This is a genomic window from Streptomyces sp. NPDC050416, from assembly GCF_044458845.1.
Taxonomy (GTDB): domain Bacteria; phylum Actinomycetota; class Actinomycetes; order Streptomycetales; family Streptomycetaceae; genus Streptomyces.
Genome location: NZ_JBITII010000011.1, coordinates 323,736 through 344,051 on the forward strand (window position 1 = coordinate 323,736; position 20,316 = coordinate 344,051).

Consider the following 20,316-nt stretch of genomic DNA (forward strand, 5'->3'; position numbering starts at 1 on the left):
TGCGCTAAGCCATGGACATGAGGGTGCCTGGCAACCGGGCCACTCGAATGCCCATGGCCCGACCGCAACCCCGGCTCGGCGTCCGCTTCCTCGATTTGCGATCTTCAGTGGTTCATTCTTTGCTGGAAATGTCCGACGAGCGGATCGCTTGATCTCCGTCATCGCACGCCGCACCGAAACCGTCGCGACCGGTCTGTTCGGTGGTCCCGGCCGCGCCTTGTGGCCGTGCCTGACATGTGGAGGCGGACGATGGAACCGGAATCGACAGCCACGCCGAGGCAGTACGCGGCCGACGACGAGGAGCGGTTTCGGCTGCTGCTCAAGAACTCCCCGGACATGGTCTTCCGCCGCACGCTGGAGGGCGTTTACCAGGAGGTGTCCGCCGCAGGGGAGGCAATGCTGGGCCGCCCGGTCGAGGAGATCGTGGGAACGTCCGTGGAGTCCTGGGTGCATCCGGGCGATGTGGAGGAACTCGCGTGGGCGGAGCGGGATCTGCGCCGCGACGGCCGGGTGGCGGTGTGTCTGCGTCTGCGGCATGCCGACAGGCACTCGATGTGGACGGAGTTGACGTCCTGGGTGGTGCGGGACCCCGCGGGCGAGCCGATCGAAGTACGCGGGTTCATCCGGGGGGCGGAGGGTCAGCGGCGCAGGGAGGAAGCGCTGCGGCTGTTGCAGGATCAGGCACGTTCGGTCATCGAGACCGCCCGGGACGCCTTCGTCTCCATCGACGAGGACGGCCTGGTCATCGACTGGAACCTGAGCGCTGAGAGGCTGTTCGGGTTCAGCCACCACGAGGCGATGGGCCGCCCGCTGACGGAGACGATCATTCCTGAGCGGTACCACGCCGCGCACAGGGCCGGTCTGCAACGCGTGCTGACAGGCGGGGAGACTCATGTACTGGGCGGTCAGGTCGAAGTCACCGCCCGTCATCACGACGGCCACGAGATCCCGGTCGAACTGGCGGTGTGGCGGCTGAAGTCGGCGAAGGCGCGCTGCTTCAACGCCTTCATCCGGGACATCAGCGAGCGCAAACAGGCCGAAGCCGCTCTGGCGGAGGCCCGCGATCAGGCGATCGCCGCGTCCCAGGCGAAGTCGCAGTTCGTCGCCTCCATGAGTCACGAGATCCGCACCCCCATGAACGGCGTCATCGGGCTGAGCGACCTGCTGCTGGGCACCGAACTGGATGCCGAGCAGCGACGTTACGCCGAGGGCATTCAGGCCGCCGGCACGGCACTGCTGTCGCTGATCAACGACATCCTGGACTTCTCCAAGCTGGAGGCGGGCAAGCTGGAACTGGACGAAGTCGCCTTCAGCCCGCAGGTGCTGGTGGAGGAGGTCGTCTCGCTGGTGGCGCAGACCGAGCAGGCCCAGGGCCTGGAACTGCTCAGCGACTGCCATCCCTACCTGCCCGCGATGGTGCTTGGCGACGCCGGCCGATTGCGGCAGATCCTGCTCAACCTGGCGTCCAACGCGGTGAAGTTCACCAAAACCGGCGAGGTCGTGCTCTGTGCCCGCCCGGCCCCGTCCCGGCCACCCGCAGAGCAGGCGCCGTGGCTGCGATTCGAGGTGGCCGACACAGGCATCGGTATCGCCGAGGCCGATCAGGCACGGATGTTCGACGCCTTCTCCCAGGCCGATGCCTCCACCACCCGCCGCTACGGAGGCACCGGTCTGGGCCTGGCCATCTGCCGAAGGCTCACCGAGGCCATGGGCGGCTCCATCGGCGTCAACAGCCGGCCCGGCCAGGGCAGCACCTTCTCCTTCGTGGTACCGGTTCGCGCACCCGACGCCCCCGAACAACCCCCGGCCCCACCGCACCCCGACATCCTTCGCGGGCTGCGGGTCCTGGTCGTCGACGACAACGACACCAACCGGCTGATCCTCGACACGCAGCTGCGCAGATGGCACATCCAGCCGGCCATGGTCGCCGGCGGCCCCCAGGCACTGGTGGCCCTGCACGAGGCAGAGGCCGCTGGTCGTCCCTTCCACCTCGCCCTTGTCGACATGTACATGCCTGACATGGACGGCCTGGAACTCGCCCGCCGGATCACCACCGATCAGAACTTCGCCCGCGTGCAGCTGCTGCTGCTCACCTCCGGCCCCCCGCCGCCCGCCCCCGAGTTGCAGGCGGCCGGGATCGCCCAGAGCCTGTCCAAGCCCGTCCGCCAGTCGCAGCTCCTGGACGCCTTGGTCGAACTCGCCACCCGGAAAACGTCGGTGGCCAGAGCGGCTCCGAAAGCGCAGACTCCCGGCACGCCCCAGCCCGCCCACCGGGGCCATCTCCTGCTGGTCGAGGACAACGAGATCAACCAGATGGTCGCCCAGGGCATGCTCACCCGGCTCGGCTACAGCACGGACACCGCCGCCGACGGCGTCCAGGCCCTGCGCATGACCGAGGAACACAGTTATCAGGCCGTGCTCATGGACTGCCATATGCCCCGGATGGACGGCTACAGCGCCACTCGGGAGCTGCGCCGCCGGGAACGGGACCACGGCCGTCACCTGCCGGTGATCGCCATGACCGCCAGCGCCCTCGCCGAGGACCGGGAACGGTGCCTGGCCGCGGGCATGGACGACTACGTCTCCAAACCCGTCAGCGCCGACGAGCTGGAACAAGCCCTCGCGCACTGGGTCCGCCCCGCCGACCCACAGGCGGACAACGAGGACCTGCGCGCATCCATCGAGCGACGGCTGGACGAACTGCGCGGCGCCGGCACGCCGGCCGAGCACGAACTGGTGGACAAGCTGGTGGACCACTTCCTCGTGCGGGCCCCCGAAATGACCAGCGCGCTCTTCCACGCGCTCGACCGCCACGACACGCAGGAGATCGCAGATCAGGCACACAGCCTCAGAGGTGCCGCCGGCAACATGGGCGCCGACGGCCTCGCCGGCCGTTGCCAGGAGCTGGAAGAGCACGCGCGTGCCGGACACCCGGGCTCACTGGCCGAGACCGCTCCCCGTCTCCAGGACGAACTTGACCGTACCTGTCGCACCCTCGAGACGCTCCGCTCCCGAACTCCCGGCCGCCAACCTGGTTGAAGAGCCGCCCGCACACCGCCGCCCGGGCGCGTACGGGCCGGAGGAGGGAAGGAGAACCTGTGGGCAAGGGTCAAGTCCTGTCGCCCGCCCGCCGTGATGCGGCGGTCTGGGCGTATGCGGCGGCAGGGACCGCGATCATCGTCGTGTATCTGGTCACTTCCTCCCCAGCGCGTTACATGCTGCCCGTGCTGGTAGCCGCCTCGGTCGTCTTCGCGATAGCAGTGGGGCTCGCCAGGAACAGGCCCCCATCGTTCGTTCCGTGGTGTCTCTTCGCGGCGGCCATGGCACCGTACACGGTGGCGGACGCGATCTGGGGCACGTACCAGGTCCGCGACGCAGACGTTCCCTTCCCGGGTGTGGCCGACATGCTGTACCTGGGCAGCTACCTGTTGTTCGCCGCGGGCCTGGTGACATTGGCCCGGCAGCAGTCGGGCCGTCTGCACTGGGCGGGGCTGCTGGACGCGGGCATCGTCACGCTGGGGTTCTGCATTCTGTCGTGGGCGTTCATCATCGCCCCCTACCTGCGCAGCGAGCTGTCCGCGTGGCCGCTCGCGGTGTCCATCGCCTATCCCGTCGCCGACCTGGTGCTGTTGTCCGTGGCCGCGCGGCTGATGCTCACCACCGGCAAGCGCACTCCGTCGTTTCTTCTGTGCATCGGATGGCTGCTGGCCCTCCTCGCCGCCGACGGCCTCTACTACGGAACGATGGCGACGACCGGGACCGCGATCGCGGAGGACGTGTCCGAAGTGGGGTGGATGCTCTCGTCCCTCCTGCTGGGGGCTGCGGCGCTGCACCCCTCGGTCGGCCGTCCGATACAACTGTCGGACGGTAAGGAGAGCATGCCCCGGAAGCGACTGTCGGTCCTGATCGCGCTCATCCTGATGGGGCCGTTGATCGTGGTGGCCGACGTCGGGGGTATTCGGTACCAGCCCGTGAACGTCACGGTGATCGTCGGCATGCTGGCGACCCTTTCGCTGCTGTTGGTTCTGCGCATCGCGTTCCTGGCCCAGTACGCCCAGAGCAGGGCCACCGAAGCGCGGACGCAGGCCCACGACCTCGCGGCATCACTGCGAGAACAGGAAGAGCTCCAGAAGCAGCTGAGCCATCAGGCGACCCACGACCCGTTGACGGGTCTGGCCAATCGAGTGCTGCTGGACGAGCGCCTGGAGGTCGCCCTCGGCCGGTGCTCCGCCACTTCCCCCGCCGGACTGCTGGTGCTCGATCTCGACGGCTTCAAGGAGGTCAACGACACGCTGGGGCACCCGTCCGGCGACGGACTGCTCGTTGACGTCGCACGGCGGCTGACAGGCAGGGTCCGCGAGCAGGACATCGTGGCCAGGCTCGGCGGGGACGAATTCGCACTGCTCGTGGAAGGCGTGGGCGCGAGCGCACTGCACGACTACACCCTGCGGATCCTCGACTCCTTCAAGGACTCCTTCACCCTCCCCCATGGCCATTCGATTCACGTGACAACAAGCATCGGAGCACGGAGCATCACCAGGCCGATCACGCCGGCAGAAGCGCTGAGGGACGCTGACATCGCCCTGTACCGAGCCAAGACCGCAGGCAAGAACCAAGCCGCGTTCTCGGGCGTCTAGAAGAAGCCCAGCTTCTTCGGCGAGTAGCTCACCGGCAGGTTCCTGGTCGCGGATGTGTTGGCCCGCCCGGGAGCGGGTGCCGTGGTGGCCAGGCCGGCGAGGGCGGGCTGGTCGATGCGGACCAGGTGGTGGAAGCGTTGCCCGCCCTCGCGCCCCGTCGCCGTATGAGTGCTGACGTGGTCGCGTGACCAGGGCGGGCTCGGCCTTCCGCCGAGCCCGCCACGCCGGTTCCCTACCGGAACCGGACTCGTGTCACGCCGTCAGCGCCGCAGAGTCAGCAGACCCGGACGGTAGGGCCATTGGCTGTAGTCGCCGCCGGAGTTGGGGTTGCGTCCCTGGTAGAGGAACTGCAGGTTGCAGGGATCGACGGTGAAGGTCTGATCGGCGCTGGTGCGGATCAGTTCGCCATGGCTGATGTCGTTGGTCCAGGTGGCGCCGCTGTTGGCCTTGCCGGCGAAGGGGTTGCTCTCGGTCGCGGCCTGGGGTGTCCACGAGCCGTTCAGACTGGTGGCCGTGAAGGAGCGGAAGTAGCGGCCCTGCGAGCCCCTCGCCTCGACGATCATGAGGTAGCGGTTCTGGCCCTGGAGCTTGTAGACCTGCGGGGCTTCGAACAGGTTGTCCGCGGTATCGCTCATGATCGTTGTGTAGCTCGAGCCGAAACTGCCCGGGAAGTTCCCGATCGGCATGCTGGCCCGGTAGATCTTGCCGTTGTCACCGGCGAAGAACAGGTACATGTTCTGGCCGTCGGCGATGAGCGTCTGGTCGATGGGGCCGGTGCCGGAGCCGGTGATGCTTCCGGAGAAGAGCACCTTCTGTGCTGACCAGCCATTGGGGTTGGTGGGGTCGCTCGACGTCCGGTAGGAGAAGGCGCTCCCACCGCCCCACTGGTAGGCGAGCACCCAGATGTTCTTCGGCGCGAAGTAGAAGAGCGTGGGCGCGACGGTGGAAGCCGACATCTTGTTCTGGCCGGCCGAGGCCATCTCCGGCCAGTTGGTGAACAGGCCGAAGTTCATCGAACCCCAACCCTCTCCCGTGCCCGCGGTGCCGTGCGTCGTCGCGTAGACCAGATGCTTGCCGTTGTAGGGGGCGACGGTGAAGTCCTTGAGCGAGGCCCACCCGGCCTTGGGCTGCGCCAGCGCGCCCGTCGATGTCCAGCGGTAGGTCGACGGAAGATCACACGTGCCGGGGTTGCCGCCGCCGACCTTGACGAGCTGCCACTGCTGGTTGGTGCCGCCCCAGTCGTCGTACTGGACGATGTTCGCGTTGTCGGCGGTGGAGCCGCCCTGCACTTCGAGGGCCTTGTTGCTGTGGCGCGCGATGAGCCGAACGTAGCCGTCCGAGCTGTCGGCCAGCCGCCACTGCTGGTTGGTGGCGTTCTGGTCGGCCCACTGGACGATCGCGCCGCCGTTGGCGGTGGACGCGTTGTGGACGTTCAGCACCTTGCCCGAGTGGCGGGACTTGATGCGGTACCAGCCGCCCCCGGAGTCGACGAACTGCCACTGCTGCTGGTTCTGATCGTTCCTGGTCCACTGGGTGATGCGGGCGCCATCGCCGGTCGCCATGTTGTAGACGTCCAGGGCCTTGCCGCTGTTGCGGTTGACCAGCACGTACGAGGCGCTGGGGTCCACGGTCGCGGCGCCGGCGGGCTGGGCACCGAGGAAGGTGGCCACGAGCAGCAGGGGCGCAAGGACGGCGAGTAAGCGTCTCAGAGGCATCAGGGGCACTCCTTTGGGGGCGGGGGTGAGGGGAACCCCGAGGAACCGTCTCGAAACGTTTCGAAGAATTCCCGGAAGCTGTGACGCCACAAGCTAGGAATGGGAGGCCCTCCGGTCAAGGCCTGTTGCCGATCTGTCCACAAACAGCGCTTCGCTGTCCTCGAATGTTTCGGGTGGAGAATCGAAAGTTCTTCTGCGAGGAGTATTGACGATGCATCGTCAATACCTCAATCATCCGGTCTGAGAAACCGGCCGTAGTTCGAGATGTCGAACCGCTTCGGCCCTGAGCAATCTGTGCTGCACGACAGGCGCCACTTCCCCAGCGCTTCAGTCCTTCCTTGATTTCTCCCTTGGAGGCACAGTCATGGGCTCGTATGCCCTTCCCAGACCCGTTGTCCGCCGGAAGATCCGCGGCCTGCTGCCGGCGCTGGTCGTCGGCGTCCTCGGTGCGGCCGGCGCACTGGTCGCGCCGCCGCCCGCACACGCCGCCGAGAGCACGCTCGGTGCCGCGGCGGCGCAAAGCGGCCGCTACTTCGGCACCGCCATCGCCTCGGGCAGGCTGGGCGACTCGGCGTACACGTCGATCGCCAGCCGTGAGTTCAACTCGGTGACGGCCGAGAACGAGATGAAGATCGACGCCACCGAACCGCAGCCGGGCCGGTTCGACTTCTCCGCCGGTGACCGCGTCTACAACTGGGCGGTGCAGAACGGCAAGCAGGTGCGCGGCCACACCCTGGCCTGGCACTCCCAGCAGCCCGGCTGGATGCGCAGCCTCAGCGGCAGCGCGCTGCGCCAGGCGATGATCAACCACATCAACGGCGTGATGGCCCACTACAAAGGCAAGATCGCCCAGTGGGATGTCGTGAACGAGGCCTTCGAGGACGGCAGTTCGGGAGCCCGGCGCGACTCCAACCTGCAACGCACCGGCAACGACTGGATCGAGGTCGCCTTCCGCACCGCCCGCGCCGCCGACCCGGCCGCCAAGCTCTGCTACAACGACTACAACGTCGAGAACTGGACCTGGGCCAAGACCCAGGCCATGTACCGCATGGTCCGCGACTTCAAGCAGCGCGGCGTGCCGATCGACTGCGTCGGCTTCCAATCCCACTTCAACAACGACAGCCCGTACAACAGCAACTTCCGCACCACGCTGCAGAGCTTCGCCGCCCTCGGCGTCGACGTGGCCATCACCGAGCTCGACATCCAGGGCGCCTCGCCCACGACCTACGCCAACGTGACCAACGACTGCCTGGCCGTCCCACGCTGCCTCGGCATCACCGTCTGGGGTGTGCGCGACAGCGACTCCTGGCGACGGGAGCACACGCCGCTGCTGTTCAACGACAACGGCAGCAAGAAGCCCGCCTACACCGCCGTCCTCAACGCACTCAACGGCGGTTCCACCACGCCCCCTCCGGACGGCGGACCGATCAAGGGCGTCGGTTCGGGCCGCTGCCTGGACGTGCCCGGCACCAGCACCACCGACGGCACCCAGCTCCAACTGTGGGACTGCAACAACGGAACCAACCAGCAGTGGACGCACACCGCCGCCGGTGAGCTCAGGGTCTACGGCAACAAGTGCCTGGACGCCGCCGGCACCGGCAACGGCACCAAGGTCCAGATCTACGGCTGCTGGGGCGGCGACAACCAGAAATGGCGCCTCAACTCCGACGGATCCATCGTCGGCGTCCAGTCCGGCCTGTGCCTCGACGCCGTCGGAGCCGGCACCGCCAACGGCACCCTGATCCAGCTCTACTCCTGCTCGAACGGCAGCAACCAGCGCTGGACCCGCACCTGATGGGACCTGCCACAGACGAAAGGCTGAGTCGATGAAGACCTACGGTGCGGCTTCCCCCGCCCCTCCGCCCAGACAGCGCTGGTGGTCCCGGGTCGCCGCCGTGGTGGCCGCGACCCTCGCGATCGGCATGCTCGGCGTGGTGAAGCCGGCGCCCGCCGAGGCGGCGACGGTGGACCCCAATGCCTGGTACGTCCTCGTCAATCGCAACAGCGGCAAGGCGCTGGACGTCTCCGGCTCGTCCACCGCCGACGGCGCGCGGATCAGCCAGTGGACGCGCAGCGACGGAGCCAACCAGCAGTGGCAGTTCGTGGACTCCGGCGGCGGCTTCTACCGCCTCAAGGCCCGGCATTCGGGCAAGGTTCTGGACGTGGCCGGCGCCTCGACCGCGGACGGCGCCGCGATCCAGCAGTGGGCCGACCACAACGGGGCCAACCAGCAGTTCCGCCTGGCCGACTCCGACGCGGGCCACGTGCGGCTGGTCAACCGCACCAGCGGCAAGGCCGTGGAGGTGCAGGGCGCCTCCACCGGCGACGGCGGCAACGTCGTCCAGTACTCCGACTGGGGCGGCGCCAACCAGCAATGGCAGATGATCAAGCTGTCGTCCGGTGGCGGCGGCGGATGCGGCAGCGCCCCGGCTCTCACGAGCGGTACGCACACGATTCAGAGCGGCGGCAAGAGCCGCAGCTTCATCCTGAGGGTTCCCGCCAACTACGACAGCAGCCACCGCTACCGGCTGATCTTCGCGTTCCACTGGCGGGGCGGAACCGCCGGCGACGTCGCCTCGGGCGGCACGAGCGGGAGCGCCTGGTCCTACTACGGCCAACAGGAACAGTCGAACAACAGCGCCATCCTCGTCGCCCCCCAGGGTCTCGGCAACGGCTGGGCCAATTCGGGCGGTGAGGACGTCACCTTCGTCGACGACATGATCCGGCGCATCGAGAGCGGCCTCTGCGTCAACCCGGCACAGCGCTTCGCCACGGGATTCAGCTGGGGCGGCGGTATGAGCTACGCACTCGCGTGCAGCCGGGCGAACGTCTTCCGGGCCGTCGCGGTCATCTCCGGCGCCCAGATCAGCGGGTGCAGCGGCGGCACCCAGCCCATCGCCTACTTCGGAATCCACGGCATCAGCGACAACGTCCTCAACATCGGGCAAGGACGGTCCCTGCGCGACACCTTCGTCCGCAACAACGGCTGCACCCCCCAGAGCCCGCGCGAGCCCGCGCCGGGCAGCCGAACGCACATCACCACCAGCTACTCGGGCTGCCGTGCCGGATACCCGGTCCAATGGGCCGCCTTCGACGGAGGCCACATACCCGGTCCGGTCGACGGCTCCTCCGGCGAAAGCGGCGTCACCACCTGGACCAAGGCAGAGATCTGGAGGTTCTTCGCACAGTTCCAGTGACACACCCGCACCACTGAGTGGAGCCAGGATGATCCTGGCTCCACTCTTCCCGGCGCTCTAGAAGAAGCCCAGCTTCTTCGGCGAGTACGACACCAGGAGGTTCTTCGTCTGCTGGTAGTGGTCGAGCATCATCTTGTGCGTCTCGCGCCCGATGCCCGACTTCTTGTAGCCGCCGAACGCCGCGTGGGCCGGGTACGCGTGGTAGCAGTTGGTCCACACCCGGCCCGCCTTGATCTCGCGGCCCAGGCGGTAGGCAGTGTTGCCGTCGCGGGTCCAGACGCCCGCGCCGAGGCCGTACAGGGTGTCGTTGGCGATCTTCAGGGCCTCGTCGACGGAGTCGTACGTCGTCACCGAGACCACCGGGCCGAAGATCTCCTCCTGGAAGATCCGCATGTCGTTGGTGCCGCGGAAGATCGTCGGCTCGATGTAGTAGCCGCCTTCGAGGCCGGGAACCGCGCGGGGGGTGCCGCCCGTGACCAGTTCGGCGCCTTCCTTCCTGCCGATGTCGAGGTAGGAGAGGATCTTCTCGTACTGGTCGTTGCTCGCCTGCGCGCCGATCATGGTGTCCGGGTCCAGCGGGTCGCCGCCGCGAATGGCCTTGGTGCGCTCGACGCAGCGGGCCATGAAGTCGTCGTAGATCGACGAGGGGATCAGGGCCCTGGACGGGCACGTGCAGACCTCGCCCTGGTTGAGGGCGAACATCACGAAGCCCTCGACCGCCTTGTCCAGGAAGTCGTCGTCGGCGGCCATCACGTCGGGCAGGAAGATGTTCGGGCTCTTGCCGCCCAGTTCGAGCGTGACGGGGATGATGTTCTCGCTCGCGTACTGCATGATCAGGCGGCCGGTCGTCGTCTCGCCGGTGAACGCCACCTTCGCCACGCGCGGGCTGGAGGCCAGGGGCTTGCCCGCCTCCACGCCGAAGCCGTTGACCACGTTGACCACGCCCGGCGGGAGCAGGTCGGCGATCAGCTCCATGACGTAGAGCAGGCTGACCGGGGTCTGCTCGGCCGGTTTGATGACGACGCAGTTGCCTGCGGCCAGCGCGGGGGCCAGCTTCCACGTGGCCATGAGGATCGGGAAGTTCCACGGGATGATCTGGCCGACCACGCCCAGCGGTTCGTGGAAGTGGTACGCGACGGTGTCGGCGTCGATCTCCGCGATGCTGCCCTCCTGCGCGCGGACGACGCCGGCGAAGTACCGGAAATGGTCCACGGCCAGCGGGATGTCGGCGGCCAGCGTCTCGCGGACCGGCTTGCCGTTCTCCCAGGTCTCGGCGACCGCGATCTTCTCCAGGTTCTCCTCGATGCGGTCCGCGATCCTGTTGAGTACGCGCGCCCGTTCGGCGGTGGACGTACGGCCCCACTGGTCGGCCGCCCGGTGCGCGGCGTCCAGGGCCAGGTCGACGTCGGCCCCGGAGGAGCGGGCGACCTCGCAGAAGACCTTGCCGGTCACGGGGGTCGGATTCTCGAAGTAGCGGCCCTCGACGGGGGCGACCCAGTCGCCGCCGATGAAGTTGTCGTAGCGGCGGGCGAGGGTGACGATGCTGCCGTCCGTTCCGGGCTGCGCGTACACCATGGCGGCTCTCCTCGGTGAGATGACGGGCGGGTTCCGGTTCACGCCGTCGTGACGACCTCACTGTGCTCCCGGGAGGTTGGCGCAAGGTTGGCGTCGTGACGTGCAGTAAGCCGCGCCGTGCCGTCAGTCGCGCCGGGCCGTGGTCAGGCGGCCCCGCGCGATCGCGCGGCGGGTGTCGTCCGGGCCGAGCAGGCGCAGTGCGTGTTCGTGGATCTCCGCGTCGTACGGGGCCCGTTCGCCGTAGCGCAGGGCGTGTTCCGGGCGGGTGCTCGCCAGGACGGCCTCACGTACGGCCACTTCGAGGCGGGTGCGCCACTCCTCGATGCCGGGGGCCTCGGAGCGGGGGAGCAGCGGACCGCCGTAGAGGCGCAGCGCGGTGTCGGTGTCGCCCTGCTCCAGGGCGCGCAGGACGTCGGCGGCGTCGCAGGAGACCGGGATCGTCAGGGCGTAGCGGCGGGGCGAGACGCCGCCGCCGAGGGCGCGGCGCAGGTGGGAGATCTCCGCCTTGAAGGTGGACGCGGTGACCGGCCGGTCGCCGTACAGGGCGGCGCGCAGCCGCTCCGGGGAGAAGCCGTCGGGTTCGAGCGCGAGCAGGGTGAGGATCTCCACCTGGCGCGGGCGCAGGGGGAGCGGGCGTCCCTCCCGTGCGGTCGGCACGGTCTGTTCCGTGCCGAGGCAGGTGAGCCGCAGCTGTCCCGGACGCGGCTGTTCCGTGGTGAGGCGGGCCTCGATCGTGGACACCAGCGTGCGTACGGTGGACATGGCCAGGGGGTGCGAGCGGTCCCAGGTGGTCGACAGGTCCAGTACGCCGAGGACGCGCCCGTCCGGGCCGTGGACCGGGGCGCAGTAGCAGACCCAGCCGTGCAGGGCCGACACCAGGTGCTCGGCCGAGAAGACGGAGCTGGGACGGCCCGTGCGCAGGGCGAGGGACAGGGCGTTGGTGCCCATGGCCTGCTCGTCCCACCGGCCGCCCGGCGCGAAGTTGACGCGCTCGGCCCGGCGGCGCATGGCCGGGCCGCCGCAGGTCCACAGGATGGTGCCGGACTCGTCGGTGACCGCCGTGACGAACCCGGCGTCCTCGGCGATGCTGCGCAGTTCCCCGGCGAGGCCCGAGACCGGCCGGTACAGCGGTGAGGACGTCCAGCGCTGGTGGACGGCGCCGCCGTCGGTGACCGGGGCGCTGTCCCGCCCGGGGTCCACGCTGCTCAGGGAACGCGCCCAGGACTCGGTCACCTCGTGGCGCAGCGCGGCGCTGCCGCCCGGCCGTGCGCCCGCGACGCTCAGCCGCGGCACCCAGCGAGACCACTCGTGCTCCAGCACGGCCCTGCGCTGCCGGAGGTCAGGGCGCTGTGACATGGCCTCTCCCTGCCGTCGTACGTCGTACCGGGAGGACCCGGTTCCGGGCGCGGTGCCGGCCCGGTCCGCGGTCTGAGGTCAGTGTTACCGGATGCGGAGGGGCGGGGTCGAGGAGAGTGCCCGAATGCGTGGAGCCGACAGAGTGCGCAGGGCCCGGGAACGACCCCGCCCTGAACGGGCGACCGCCTGACTGGACGTTTGTCCGGTGTCCGCGTGCCGCCGAACGGGTGACGGGTTCACTCGACCCGACGGACGGGGCCCGGCCCGCGTACCACCGGTGCGCCGCGTCGCGTTGCCCCGGCATGGACAGTACTGAGACGGTGCGGCGCCCTGCCGGGAACGACGCCGCTCCCCGGTCGTTCGCCGAACTCACCAGCGGGTACGGAGGTCATCCGCCCATCTACGCGGCCCTCGTCGCCGAATGGCAGGCCATGGGCCACGCGGTCCCGGAGCACCGTGACGGCCAGTGGGTCTCCTTCGCGGCGCCGTCCGCGAGCGAGACCTGGGCCGCCCTCACCACATGGACCGCCGGCCGGCACCCGGGGACGGCCGTCCTCGACGGCGCTCGCCTCACCAGCCGTCGGCCACCGCGTGCTCCGCGCTGACCGGTGCCAGCACGGCGAGGGCCTCGGTGGCTTCCCGCAGGGCCGACTCCAGCGTGCCGGGGGCGTGCAGGCTGCCCGTGCCGTCCGGCGGGACGAGCCATTCCAGGCGCCCGGCGGGCCGGTACGGCGGCGGCACGGCGACCCAGGAGCCCCGGCCGACGTGCCGGACCCCGGAACCGACCCACTCGCTGACGGGGTCGGGCGGCAGGAAGAAGCCCACTCTGTGGGCCGCGCAGTCCACCAGGGTGGGGCCGGGCAACTTCAAGGGGTCGCGCCACAGATAGTCCAGGGCGAGCAGGCCGAGCCGGTCGGGGACGCTGAGCACGTCCCAGTACCGCCCGGCCTCCACGAGCACGGTCCCCGTGCCGTAGTCCCACTCCCGCTTGCACTCCTGGGGGTCCCTCGCGGCCGCGGCGAGCCACTCGACGGCTTGCTTCCACATCACGCTCTGCATGGCCACCCCAGGCACAGTCGGCCGACGCCCCCGACGGGCGCACGCTGGACACGGGCCGGTGACCCGCGGAGCCTCGGGCGCCGCATGCCGGTCCGGCACGGGCCATGCTCGTAGATTTTTCTACGCGCTGGAAGGGGTGGCGCGGTCTGGCGTTTCGGCCGGGCATGTCCCGGTCGAAAGGGGGCACCCGCAGGTGGATCCCGTAAGGCATCGATCAACTCCGTGCGCGTCCATGCCGCCCCGCTGAAACCGGCCATCGAGAACGGCGTGATGATCCACCACACCGTCACCTCCGGAACCGCCGCCTCCGTCGACATCTGCTACGACGGCTACTCCAGCCTGCCCGGCCCGCTGTGCCACGGCGTCATCGACAAAAGGGCCACGTGCACCTGGTCGGCAACGGCCGCGCCAACCACGCCGGCCCCGGTGACGGCGACGTCCTGCGCGCGGTGATCAACGAGTCGAAGCTGCCGGCCGACAACGAGGCCGACACCGACGGGCAATCGGCACTTCTACGGTTTCGAGTGCATCAACCTCGGCAACGGCAAGGAGCCTTGGCCCGAGGTGCAGAAGGAGGCCATCGAGAAGGTGTCGGCGGCGATCTGCCGTCACCACGGCTGGTCCGAGCGCTCCGTCATCGGCCACAAGGAGTGGCAGCCGGGCAAGGTCGCCCCGCGCGGTTTCACGATGGACAGCATGCGCAAGCGCATACGCGGCCGGCTCAAGGGCGCCGGAGGCGGCAGCAAGCCTGCCCCCGCCCCCAAGCCGGCCTACGAGCCGTTTCCGGGCGCCGCGTTCTTCCACGCGGCCAGCACTCACCGGTCATCACGGCGATGGGCCGCCGCCTGGTCGCCGAGGGGTGCAGCCGCTACGAGGAGGGACCGAGCCCCGACTGGAGCGAGGCCGACCGCCGGTCCCACGCGCTCTGGCAGCAGAAGCAGGGCTTCTCCGGCAAGGACGCCGACGCCATCCCGGCAAGCTCACCTGGGACCGGTTGAAGGTGCCGAAGTGCCTAGGGGGTGTCCGCAAAGTCCCGCCTGCCCGGCGACGCCCGGCACGCTCCCCCACTGCCTTAAGGGCGTGGGAGGTGCCCCCACTTGCCGCGCCGGGCGACCACCCGTGTACAACCAGTACGCGGGCGTCCGCCCGGCACTCCCCCCAGAGCACGCACCGGACGCCGCCGGGCCCGCCCTCCGGGCGGACGGCGGGACTTTACGGACACCCCCTAGCGACCGGGTGCGCCCCTCCACGTGGAGGGGCGCACCCGGTCACCAGCGGGGGAGCCGCAGCTCGTACTCCGGCTGGATCCGCCGCATGTAGCCGGTGTCGTCCCTGCCGCGCATCCCGGAGTCGACGTACCGCCGGTGCAGCTGCTCCAGCTTGTCGTGGTCGAGCTCGACGCCCAGCCCCGGCCCGGTCGGGACCCTGACCTCCCCGTCGCGCAGCTCCAGCACGCCCGGCACGATCACGTCGTCCGCCGAGTTCCACGGGTAGTGCGTGTCGCAGGAGTGGTCGAGGTTGGGGATGGCCGCGGCGACATGGGTCATCGCGGCGAGGCTGATGCCCAGGTGCGAGTTGGAGTGCATCGACAGGGCGAGCCCGAACGCCTCGCACACGGCGGCCAGTTCCCGGGTGCGGCGCAGCCCGCCCCAGTAGTGGTGGTCGGTGAGCAGCACCTGGATCGCGTTCTGCTCGACGGCCGGCTTCAGATGCTCCCAGGCGATCACGCACATGTTGGTCGCGAGCGGCATGGGGGAGTCCTTCGCCACCTCGGCCATGCCCTCGATGCCCCTGGTCGGGTCCTCCAAGTACTCCAGTACGCCGTCGAGTTCACGGGCGACGTACGTGGACGTCTCCACCGTCCACGCCACGTTCGGGTCCAGCCGCAGCGGTTGCCCGGGGAAGGCCTCGGCCAGCGCCCGGATCGCGGCGATCTCCTCGTCGGGCGGGAACACACCGCCCTTGAGCTTGAACGACCTGAAGCCGTACCGCTCCTGCATCAGCCGGGCCTGCTCCACGATCCCGGCCGGGTCGAGGGCCTCGCCCCAGTCGTCGGCGATGGCCGCACGGCCGTCGAGCGCGGGGTGCTCGGCCCACTTGTAGAACAGGTACGCCGCGAACGGCACCGAGTCGCGCACCCTGCCGCCCAGCAGATCGCTGACCGGACGGCCGAGCAGCTTGCCCTGCGCGTCGAGACAGGCCACCTCCACCGCCGAGGTGGTCCAGCCGCGCTCGTGGGAGCTGGGCACGGTCGGCAGCAGGGCCGCGTCGATCGCGGCGGCGACGGCGGTGGTGTCGAAGACGTCCATGCCGGCCACCACCTTCGCCGCGGCCTGCAGCCGCTCCAGCCGGGCCGTGCCGCCCGGGGATTCGCCGAGCCCCACCGTGCCGTCCCCCAGCACGAGTTGGAGGATGATCCGCAGCGCGAGCGGCTCGTGCACGCCGTTGGAGTTGAGCAGCGGCGGGTCCCCGAAGGCGATCGGGGTGACGATCAGCTCCCGGATGCGCGTCCGGCTCATGCGCCGACCACCTCAAGACCACGGTCGATGAGTTTGGACAGCCGGGCGAGGTGCTCCGGTGCCGGATCCAGCAGCGGAGCCCGTACGCCGCCGACGTCCAGGCCGCTCAGCGTCACTCCGGCCTTGACGAGCGATACGGCGTATCCGGGGACCTCGTCGCGCAGGGCGACCAGCGGGCCGTAGAACTCGTCGAGGAGCCGCGAGACCAGCGCCTCGTCGCCCTCGGCCAGGGCCCGGTGGAAGGCCAGGGCGATCTCCGGGGCGAAGGCGAACACCGCCGAGGAGTACAGCTCGACGCCGATGCCCCGGTAGGCGGGCGCGGTCATCTCGGCGGTGGGCAGGCCGTTGAAGAACTGGAAGTCCTCCGCGCCCGGCACGGCACGCACCGCGCGGATGACGCGGTGCATCCGCTCGATGTCCCCGATGCCGTCCTTGAGTCCGACGACCCCGGGCAGGGCGGCGATCTCGGCGGCCGTGTCCTCGGTGAGCCGGGCGGTGCCGCGCTGGTAGAAGACGACGGGCAGTCCGGTGGCCGCGGTGACCTCCCGGACGTAGCGCACCAGGCCCTGCTGCGGGGCGCCGACCAGGTAGGGCGGCAGCAGCAGGATGCCGTCGGCACCGGCGCGCTCGACCCGGGCGGCCTGGTCCCGGGCGACCGGCACAGGACCGCCGGCGGCGGCGAAGACCGGGACACGCCCGGCCGTGGTCCGCACCGCGACCCGGGTGGCCCGCTCGATCTCCTCGGCCGACAGGGCGTGGAACTCGCCGGTGCCGCATGCGACGAACACGCCTCCCGCGCCCGCGGCGACACCCGACTCGATGTGCTGGGCGAGCCGTTCCTCGTCCAGTGAGCCGTCCGCCGCGAACGGCGTGACCGGGAAGAACAGCACTCCGTGGAACTTCATGTCTCCCTCATATGTGGGGGTGGGTGGTCAGCCCTTGGTGGCACCGGCGGCGATGCCGGTGACCAGCGAGCGCTGGAGGAGCAGATAGACGATCAGGCTGGGGATCAGGGCGATGACCGCACCGGCCAGCACCACCCCGGAGCCGACCTCGGGGTCGGTGCGCAGGATGGACAGGGCGACGGTGACCGTGTAGTCGGTGGGGTTCTTGGCGGCGATCAGGGGCAGCAGGTACTGGTCCCAGATCATGATGAAGCCGAGCACCCCGGCCACGCCGAGCGCGGGCTTGCACAGCGGCAGGATGACCTGCCACAGCATCCGCAGTTCGCCCACGCCGTCGATGCGGGCGGCCTCCTCGATCTCGTCGGGGATGTCCTTCATGAACTCGGTGAGCACCATCACCGAGAAGCCCCAGGCGCCGAGCGGCAGGATGACTCCCCAGACGGTGCCCTTCAGATCGAGGCCGACCACGGGCACATGGCCGAGGACCAGGGACAGCGGGATGGCGATGACCTCCTCGGGGAGCATCATCGTCAGCATGAACAGGGTCAGGATCAGCGCCTGCCCGCGGAACTTGTGCCGGGCCAGGGCGTAGGCGGCGAGTGTGCAGACGACGAGCTGGAGCAGCAGTCCGCCGCCCGCGATGACCAGGGAGTTGCCGAAGTAGTCCCAGATGCCGCGCTCGCCCGCCACCTCGAAGTTGAGCAGGCTCGGGTGGTGGGGGAGGAACGACAGGGTCGAACCACTGGCCTTCTCGCTGAACGAACCGGAGAAGACCGTCACGAACGGCGCCGCGAAGACGCCCAGGGCGAGTACGCAGAGCAGGACGCGCAGCGCCCAGGCGAGGCCCGGCCGGTCGCTCCAGCCGAGGGCGGTGTCGAAACGGGCGGGGGTGGTGCGCTGCTTGCCGGCGGACGTCCCCGCGGGTGAGGCGGTCACCGGGGTCCGGACGGGGTCGATGGCGGGCGCGCTCATCTCACGTCTCCCCTCTTGCGGAAGTAGTTGACCGTGACGGTGAGCAGCAGCGTCACGCAGAGCAGGAGCACGGAGGCGGCCGAGGCGCCGCCGATGTCGTTGCGGGAGAAGCCGAGGGTGTAGGCGCGGGTCATCCAGACGTCGGTCGACCCGGCCGGACCGCCGCCCGTGAGGACGTACACCTCGGTGAAGACGCGCAGTCCGCGGATGGCGGCGAGGGTGAGGACGATGCCCAGGGCCGGGCGGATCGCGGGCAGGGTGATGTGCCGCAGCCGCTGCCACAGCGACACCCCGTCCATCGCGGCGGCCTCGTACAGCGAGCGGTCCACGCCCGCCAGTCCGGCGAGGATGATCACCATGTTGTACGGGGCGAGCATCCAGATGCCCATCGCCATCGTCGCCCACAGCGCCGTATCGGGGTTGTCGAGGTAGGGCACGGGCCCCAGACCGAACAGTCCGAGACCGCTGTTGATCAGGCCGTCGGAGGTCGGGTAGTACATCAGCCGCCACATCTCGCCGACCACCGCGGTGGCGGTGACGACGGGCAGGAAGACGGCGGTCCGGATGATCCGCAGCGAGCGCGCCTGGCCTTCGAGCAGCAGCGCCAGGAGGACGCCGGCGATGATGCCGCCGAGGGACATGCCGATGCCCAGGACCAGTGTGTGGCCGATCGCGTCCTGGAAACGGTGGTCGGTCAGGACCCGCGTGTAGTTGTCGAGGCCGACCCACCGGTCACCGAGGAAGGGCCGCACGTCGAAGAAGCTGAGCCAGACGCCCTTGCCCATGGGGAGGAACTTGAAGACCAGGGCGAGCAGCAGACCCGGCGCGAGGAACAGCCAGGGCAGTACGGCCTTCTTGCTGAGGAACCGGGCTCTGCGCGGCCCGGGTGTCGTCACGGTCGCGGTCATTTCAACAGGTCCTGGTCCTTGAGGTCACCGGCGAGGGTGTCGTTGAGTTCCTTCAGGCCGGAGCGGACGTCGCTGCCGCAGTACGTGAAGATCGCGTTGAGCGCGTCGGCGGTGTCCTGCTTGACCGGGGCGAAGTCGGGCGCGTTGGGGAACTGGACGGAGGCCGTCTCGTAGGCCTTCTGCACCACGCTCCAGCGCGGGTCGTCGCGCACCTTGGCCGCATCCAGCGTGGAGTTGACGGGGATGCGCACGACGGGCTGGTGGTCGCCGGTCATGGCGAGCGTCTGGCCCTCGGGGGAGATCAGGAAGGCCGCGAGCGTCTGTTCCAGCCTGGCCTTCCCGGTCTTCGCGCCGAAGTAGACGTTCTCGCCGTCGGCGAGCACGTCGTTGTTGCCGGCCGGGCCCGACGGCGCGGGCAGCACCTCGTACGTGGCCTTGCCGAGCGCCTTGTCGAACGTGGAGATGTTGTACGGCCCGGTGAGGTACATCCCGGCGTTGCCGTCCTGGAAGTTGGTGGTGTTCGCGGTGACGGAGGTGAGGGCGCTGGGCTGGATGACACCGTTGTCACCGCAGAAGAGGTTGTCCTTCATCCAGGTGACGGTGCGCAGGGCGGCCGCCGAGTCCATGGCGGGCCGGTAGCCGGTGCCGTCCTTCTCGATGATCCGCACGCCGCCCTGCCACAGCCAGCTGGCGCCCCACCAGGCGACATAGCCGTTCTGCGCGCTGCCGGGCACGACCATGCCGTATGTGTCCTTCTTGCCGTCCCCGTCGGGGTCGCGGGTGGCGAAGGCCTTGGCGAGGGCGAGCGTGTCCTGCCAGGTCTTCGGCTGCGGCAGGCCGAGCTTCTCGCGCCAGTCCTTGCGGACGAACAGCGTCATGGCCTGGCGGGAGTAGGGGATGCCGTAGTGCCTGCCGTCGCGGCCCACGGTCGACGACCAGGACTTGGCGGTGATCTCGTCGTGTCCCGCGATCGAGGTCGGGGTGATTGGCTTGAGCAGGCCCTGGGCCTGGTAACTGCCCATCAGGGCCGTGTCGTTGATCATGACGTCCGGCAGGTCCTTGGTGGACGCCCGGCTCTGCAACTGCTGGTCGAAGTTCATGACCGGCTGATAGTCGATCTTGATGCCGGTCTTCTTGGTGAAGGCGGCGAACACCCTCTTGTAGGTCTGCGCGGAGTCCGGATCGCTCCGGGTCCACACCTCCAGCGTGTTCGGATCGCCGGCCCGGGCGCTGCCGGAACCGGAGCCGCAGGCGGCCGTTCCGAACAGGAGACCCGAGACGGCGAGCGCGGCAGCCAGGCGTCGGCGATCCCGCATGGACGGCTCCGTTGCTCGTTCATATCCGTGAACCAACTTCACGAATCTAAATGATCGGCCAAGCTAGGATCGTTTCATCACCACGTCAATACATGGCTGAAATATTTCACCGAGGTCACACAAGGCCACACGAGGTCACACGACGCCGTGCGCGGGC

The 20,316-nt window shown here is 69.4% G+C and carries 14 protein-coding genes and 1 pseudogene; 6 read left to right on the top strand and 9 right to left on the bottom strand.

Going from position 1 to position 20,316, the window contains the following annotated elements; translation table 11 throughout:
- Nucleotides 1–249 precede the first annotated feature (249 nt).
- Nucleotides 250–3,039, top strand: coding sequence for a response regulator (locus ACIBL4_RS31215; protein WP_399415125.1), 2,790 nt, complete (start codon nt 250–252; stop codon nt 3,037–3,039).
- 59 nt (nt 3,040–3,098) lie between these two features.
- Nucleotides 3,099–4,637 carry a diguanylate cyclase domain-containing protein gene (locus tag ACIBL4_RS31220; protein WP_399415126.1) on the top strand — a complete coding sequence of 513 codons (1,539 nt, stop codon included), beginning with the start codon at nt 3,099–3,101 and terminating at the stop codon, nt 4,635–4,637.
- Nucleotides 4,638–4,897: 260 nt separating this feature from the next.
- Here the strand turns inward: ACIBL4_RS31220 and ACIBL4_RS31225 are convergent, their stop codons facing one another.
- Nucleotides 4,898–6,352 (bottom strand): non-reducing end alpha-L-arabinofuranosidase family hydrolase, encoded by a 1,455-nt coding sequence (locus tag ACIBL4_RS31225; protein ID WP_399415127.1) that lies wholly within the window; start codon nt 6,350–6,352, stop codon nt 4,898–4,900.
- Between the two features lie 364 nt (nt 6,353–6,716).
- Between ACIBL4_RS31225 and ACIBL4_RS31230 the strand changes: the two genes are divergently transcribed.
- The gene (locus tag ACIBL4_RS31230; RefSeq protein ID WP_399415128.1) at nt 6,717–8,147 is read left to right on the top strand and encodes an endo-1,4-beta-xylanase; all 1,431 of its coding nucleotides are present in this window, start codon (nt 6,717–6,719) and stop codon (nt 8,145–8,147) included.
- A 100-nt stretch (nt 8,148–8,247) separates the two neighbouring features.
- The gene (locus tag ACIBL4_RS31235; protein WP_399415155.1) at nt 8,248–9,549 is read left to right on the top strand and encodes an RICIN domain-containing protein; all 1,302 of its coding nucleotides are present in this window, start codon (nt 8,248–8,250) and stop codon (nt 9,547–9,549) included.
- A 57-nt stretch (nt 9,550–9,606) separates the two neighbouring features.
- Here the strand turns inward: ACIBL4_RS31235 and adh are convergent, their stop codons facing one another.
- Together adh and ACIBL4_RS31245 are read right to left on the bottom strand one after the other, a co-directional pair.
- Nucleotides 9,607–11,124, bottom strand: a complete 1,518-nt coding sequence (adh, locus tag ACIBL4_RS31240; protein WP_399415129.1) for an aldehyde dehydrogenase — start codon at nt 11,122–11,124, stop codon at nt 9,607–9,609.
- Nucleotides 11,125–11,247: 123 nt separating this feature from the next.
- Nucleotides 11,248–12,480, bottom strand: a complete 1,233-nt coding sequence (locus ACIBL4_RS31245) for a transcriptional regulator (RefSeq protein ID WP_399415130.1) — start codon at nt 12,478–12,480, stop codon at nt 11,248–11,250.
- Between the two features lie 302 nt (nt 12,481–12,782).
- Here ACIBL4_RS31245 and ACIBL4_RS31250 point away from each other — a divergent pair, with 302 nt between their 5' ends.
- Nucleotides 12,783–13,085: a hypothetical protein gene (locus tag ACIBL4_RS31250; RefSeq protein ID WP_399415131.1), complete on the top strand. Its 303-nt coding sequence runs from the start codon at nt 12,783–12,785 to the stop codon at nt 13,083–13,085.
- Here the strand turns inward: ACIBL4_RS31250 and ACIBL4_RS31255 are convergent.
- A complete protein-coding gene (locus ACIBL4_RS31255) occupies nt 13,051–13,539 on the bottom strand; it encodes a hypothetical protein (RefSeq protein ID WP_399415156.1) in 489 nt (162 codons plus the stop codon). The two genes, ACIBL4_RS31250 and ACIBL4_RS31255, sit on opposite strands and share 35 nt — an antisense overlap.
- 261 nt (nt 13,540–13,800) lie before the next feature.
- On the opposite strand from ACIBL4_RS31255, the pseudogene ACIBL4_RS31260 reads away from it, so the two are divergent.
- Nucleotides 13,801–14,545, top strand: a pseudogene (locus ACIBL4_RS31260) (peptidoglycan-binding protein); the annotation flags it as partial.
- A 262-nt stretch (nt 14,546–14,807) separates the two neighbouring features.
- Here the strand turns inward: ACIBL4_RS31260 and ACIBL4_RS31265 are convergent.
- The 5 genes from ACIBL4_RS31265 to ACIBL4_RS31285 are packed head-to-tail and all read right to left on the bottom strand — an operon-like array spanning nt 14,808 to nt 20,159.
- Complete coding sequence (locus ACIBL4_RS31265; protein WP_399415132.1) at nt 14,808–16,058, bottom strand: glucarate dehydratase family protein; 1,251 nt, start codon at nt 16,056–16,058, stop codon at nt 14,808–14,810.
- A complete protein-coding gene (locus ACIBL4_RS31270) occupies nt 16,055–16,963 on the bottom strand; it encodes a 5-dehydro-4-deoxyglucarate dehydratase (RefSeq protein WP_399415133.1) in 909 nt (302 codons plus the stop codon). The genes ACIBL4_RS31265 and ACIBL4_RS31270 overlap by 4 nt, the downstream gene beginning before the upstream one ends.
- 27 nt (nt 16,964–16,990) lie before the next feature.
- Nucleotides 16,991–17,935: a carbohydrate ABC transporter permease gene (locus ACIBL4_RS31275; protein WP_399415134.1), complete on the bottom strand. Its 945-nt coding sequence runs from the start codon at nt 17,933–17,935 to the stop codon at nt 16,991–16,993.
- Entirely contained in the window at nt 17,932–18,843 is a 912-nt protein-coding gene (locus ACIBL4_RS31280; RefSeq protein ID WP_399415135.1) for a carbohydrate ABC transporter permease, read from the bottom strand. Before ACIBL4_RS31280 ends, ACIBL4_RS31275 begins: the two co-directional genes overlap by 4 nt.
- On the bottom strand, nt 18,840–20,159 hold the full coding sequence (locus ACIBL4_RS31285) for an ABC transporter substrate-binding protein (RefSeq protein WP_399415136.1): 1,320 nt from the start codon (nt 20,157–20,159) through the stop codon (nt 18,840–18,842). Before ACIBL4_RS31285 ends, ACIBL4_RS31280 begins: the two co-directional genes overlap by 4 nt.
- Between the last annotated feature and the right edge of the window lie 157 nt (nt 20,160–20,316).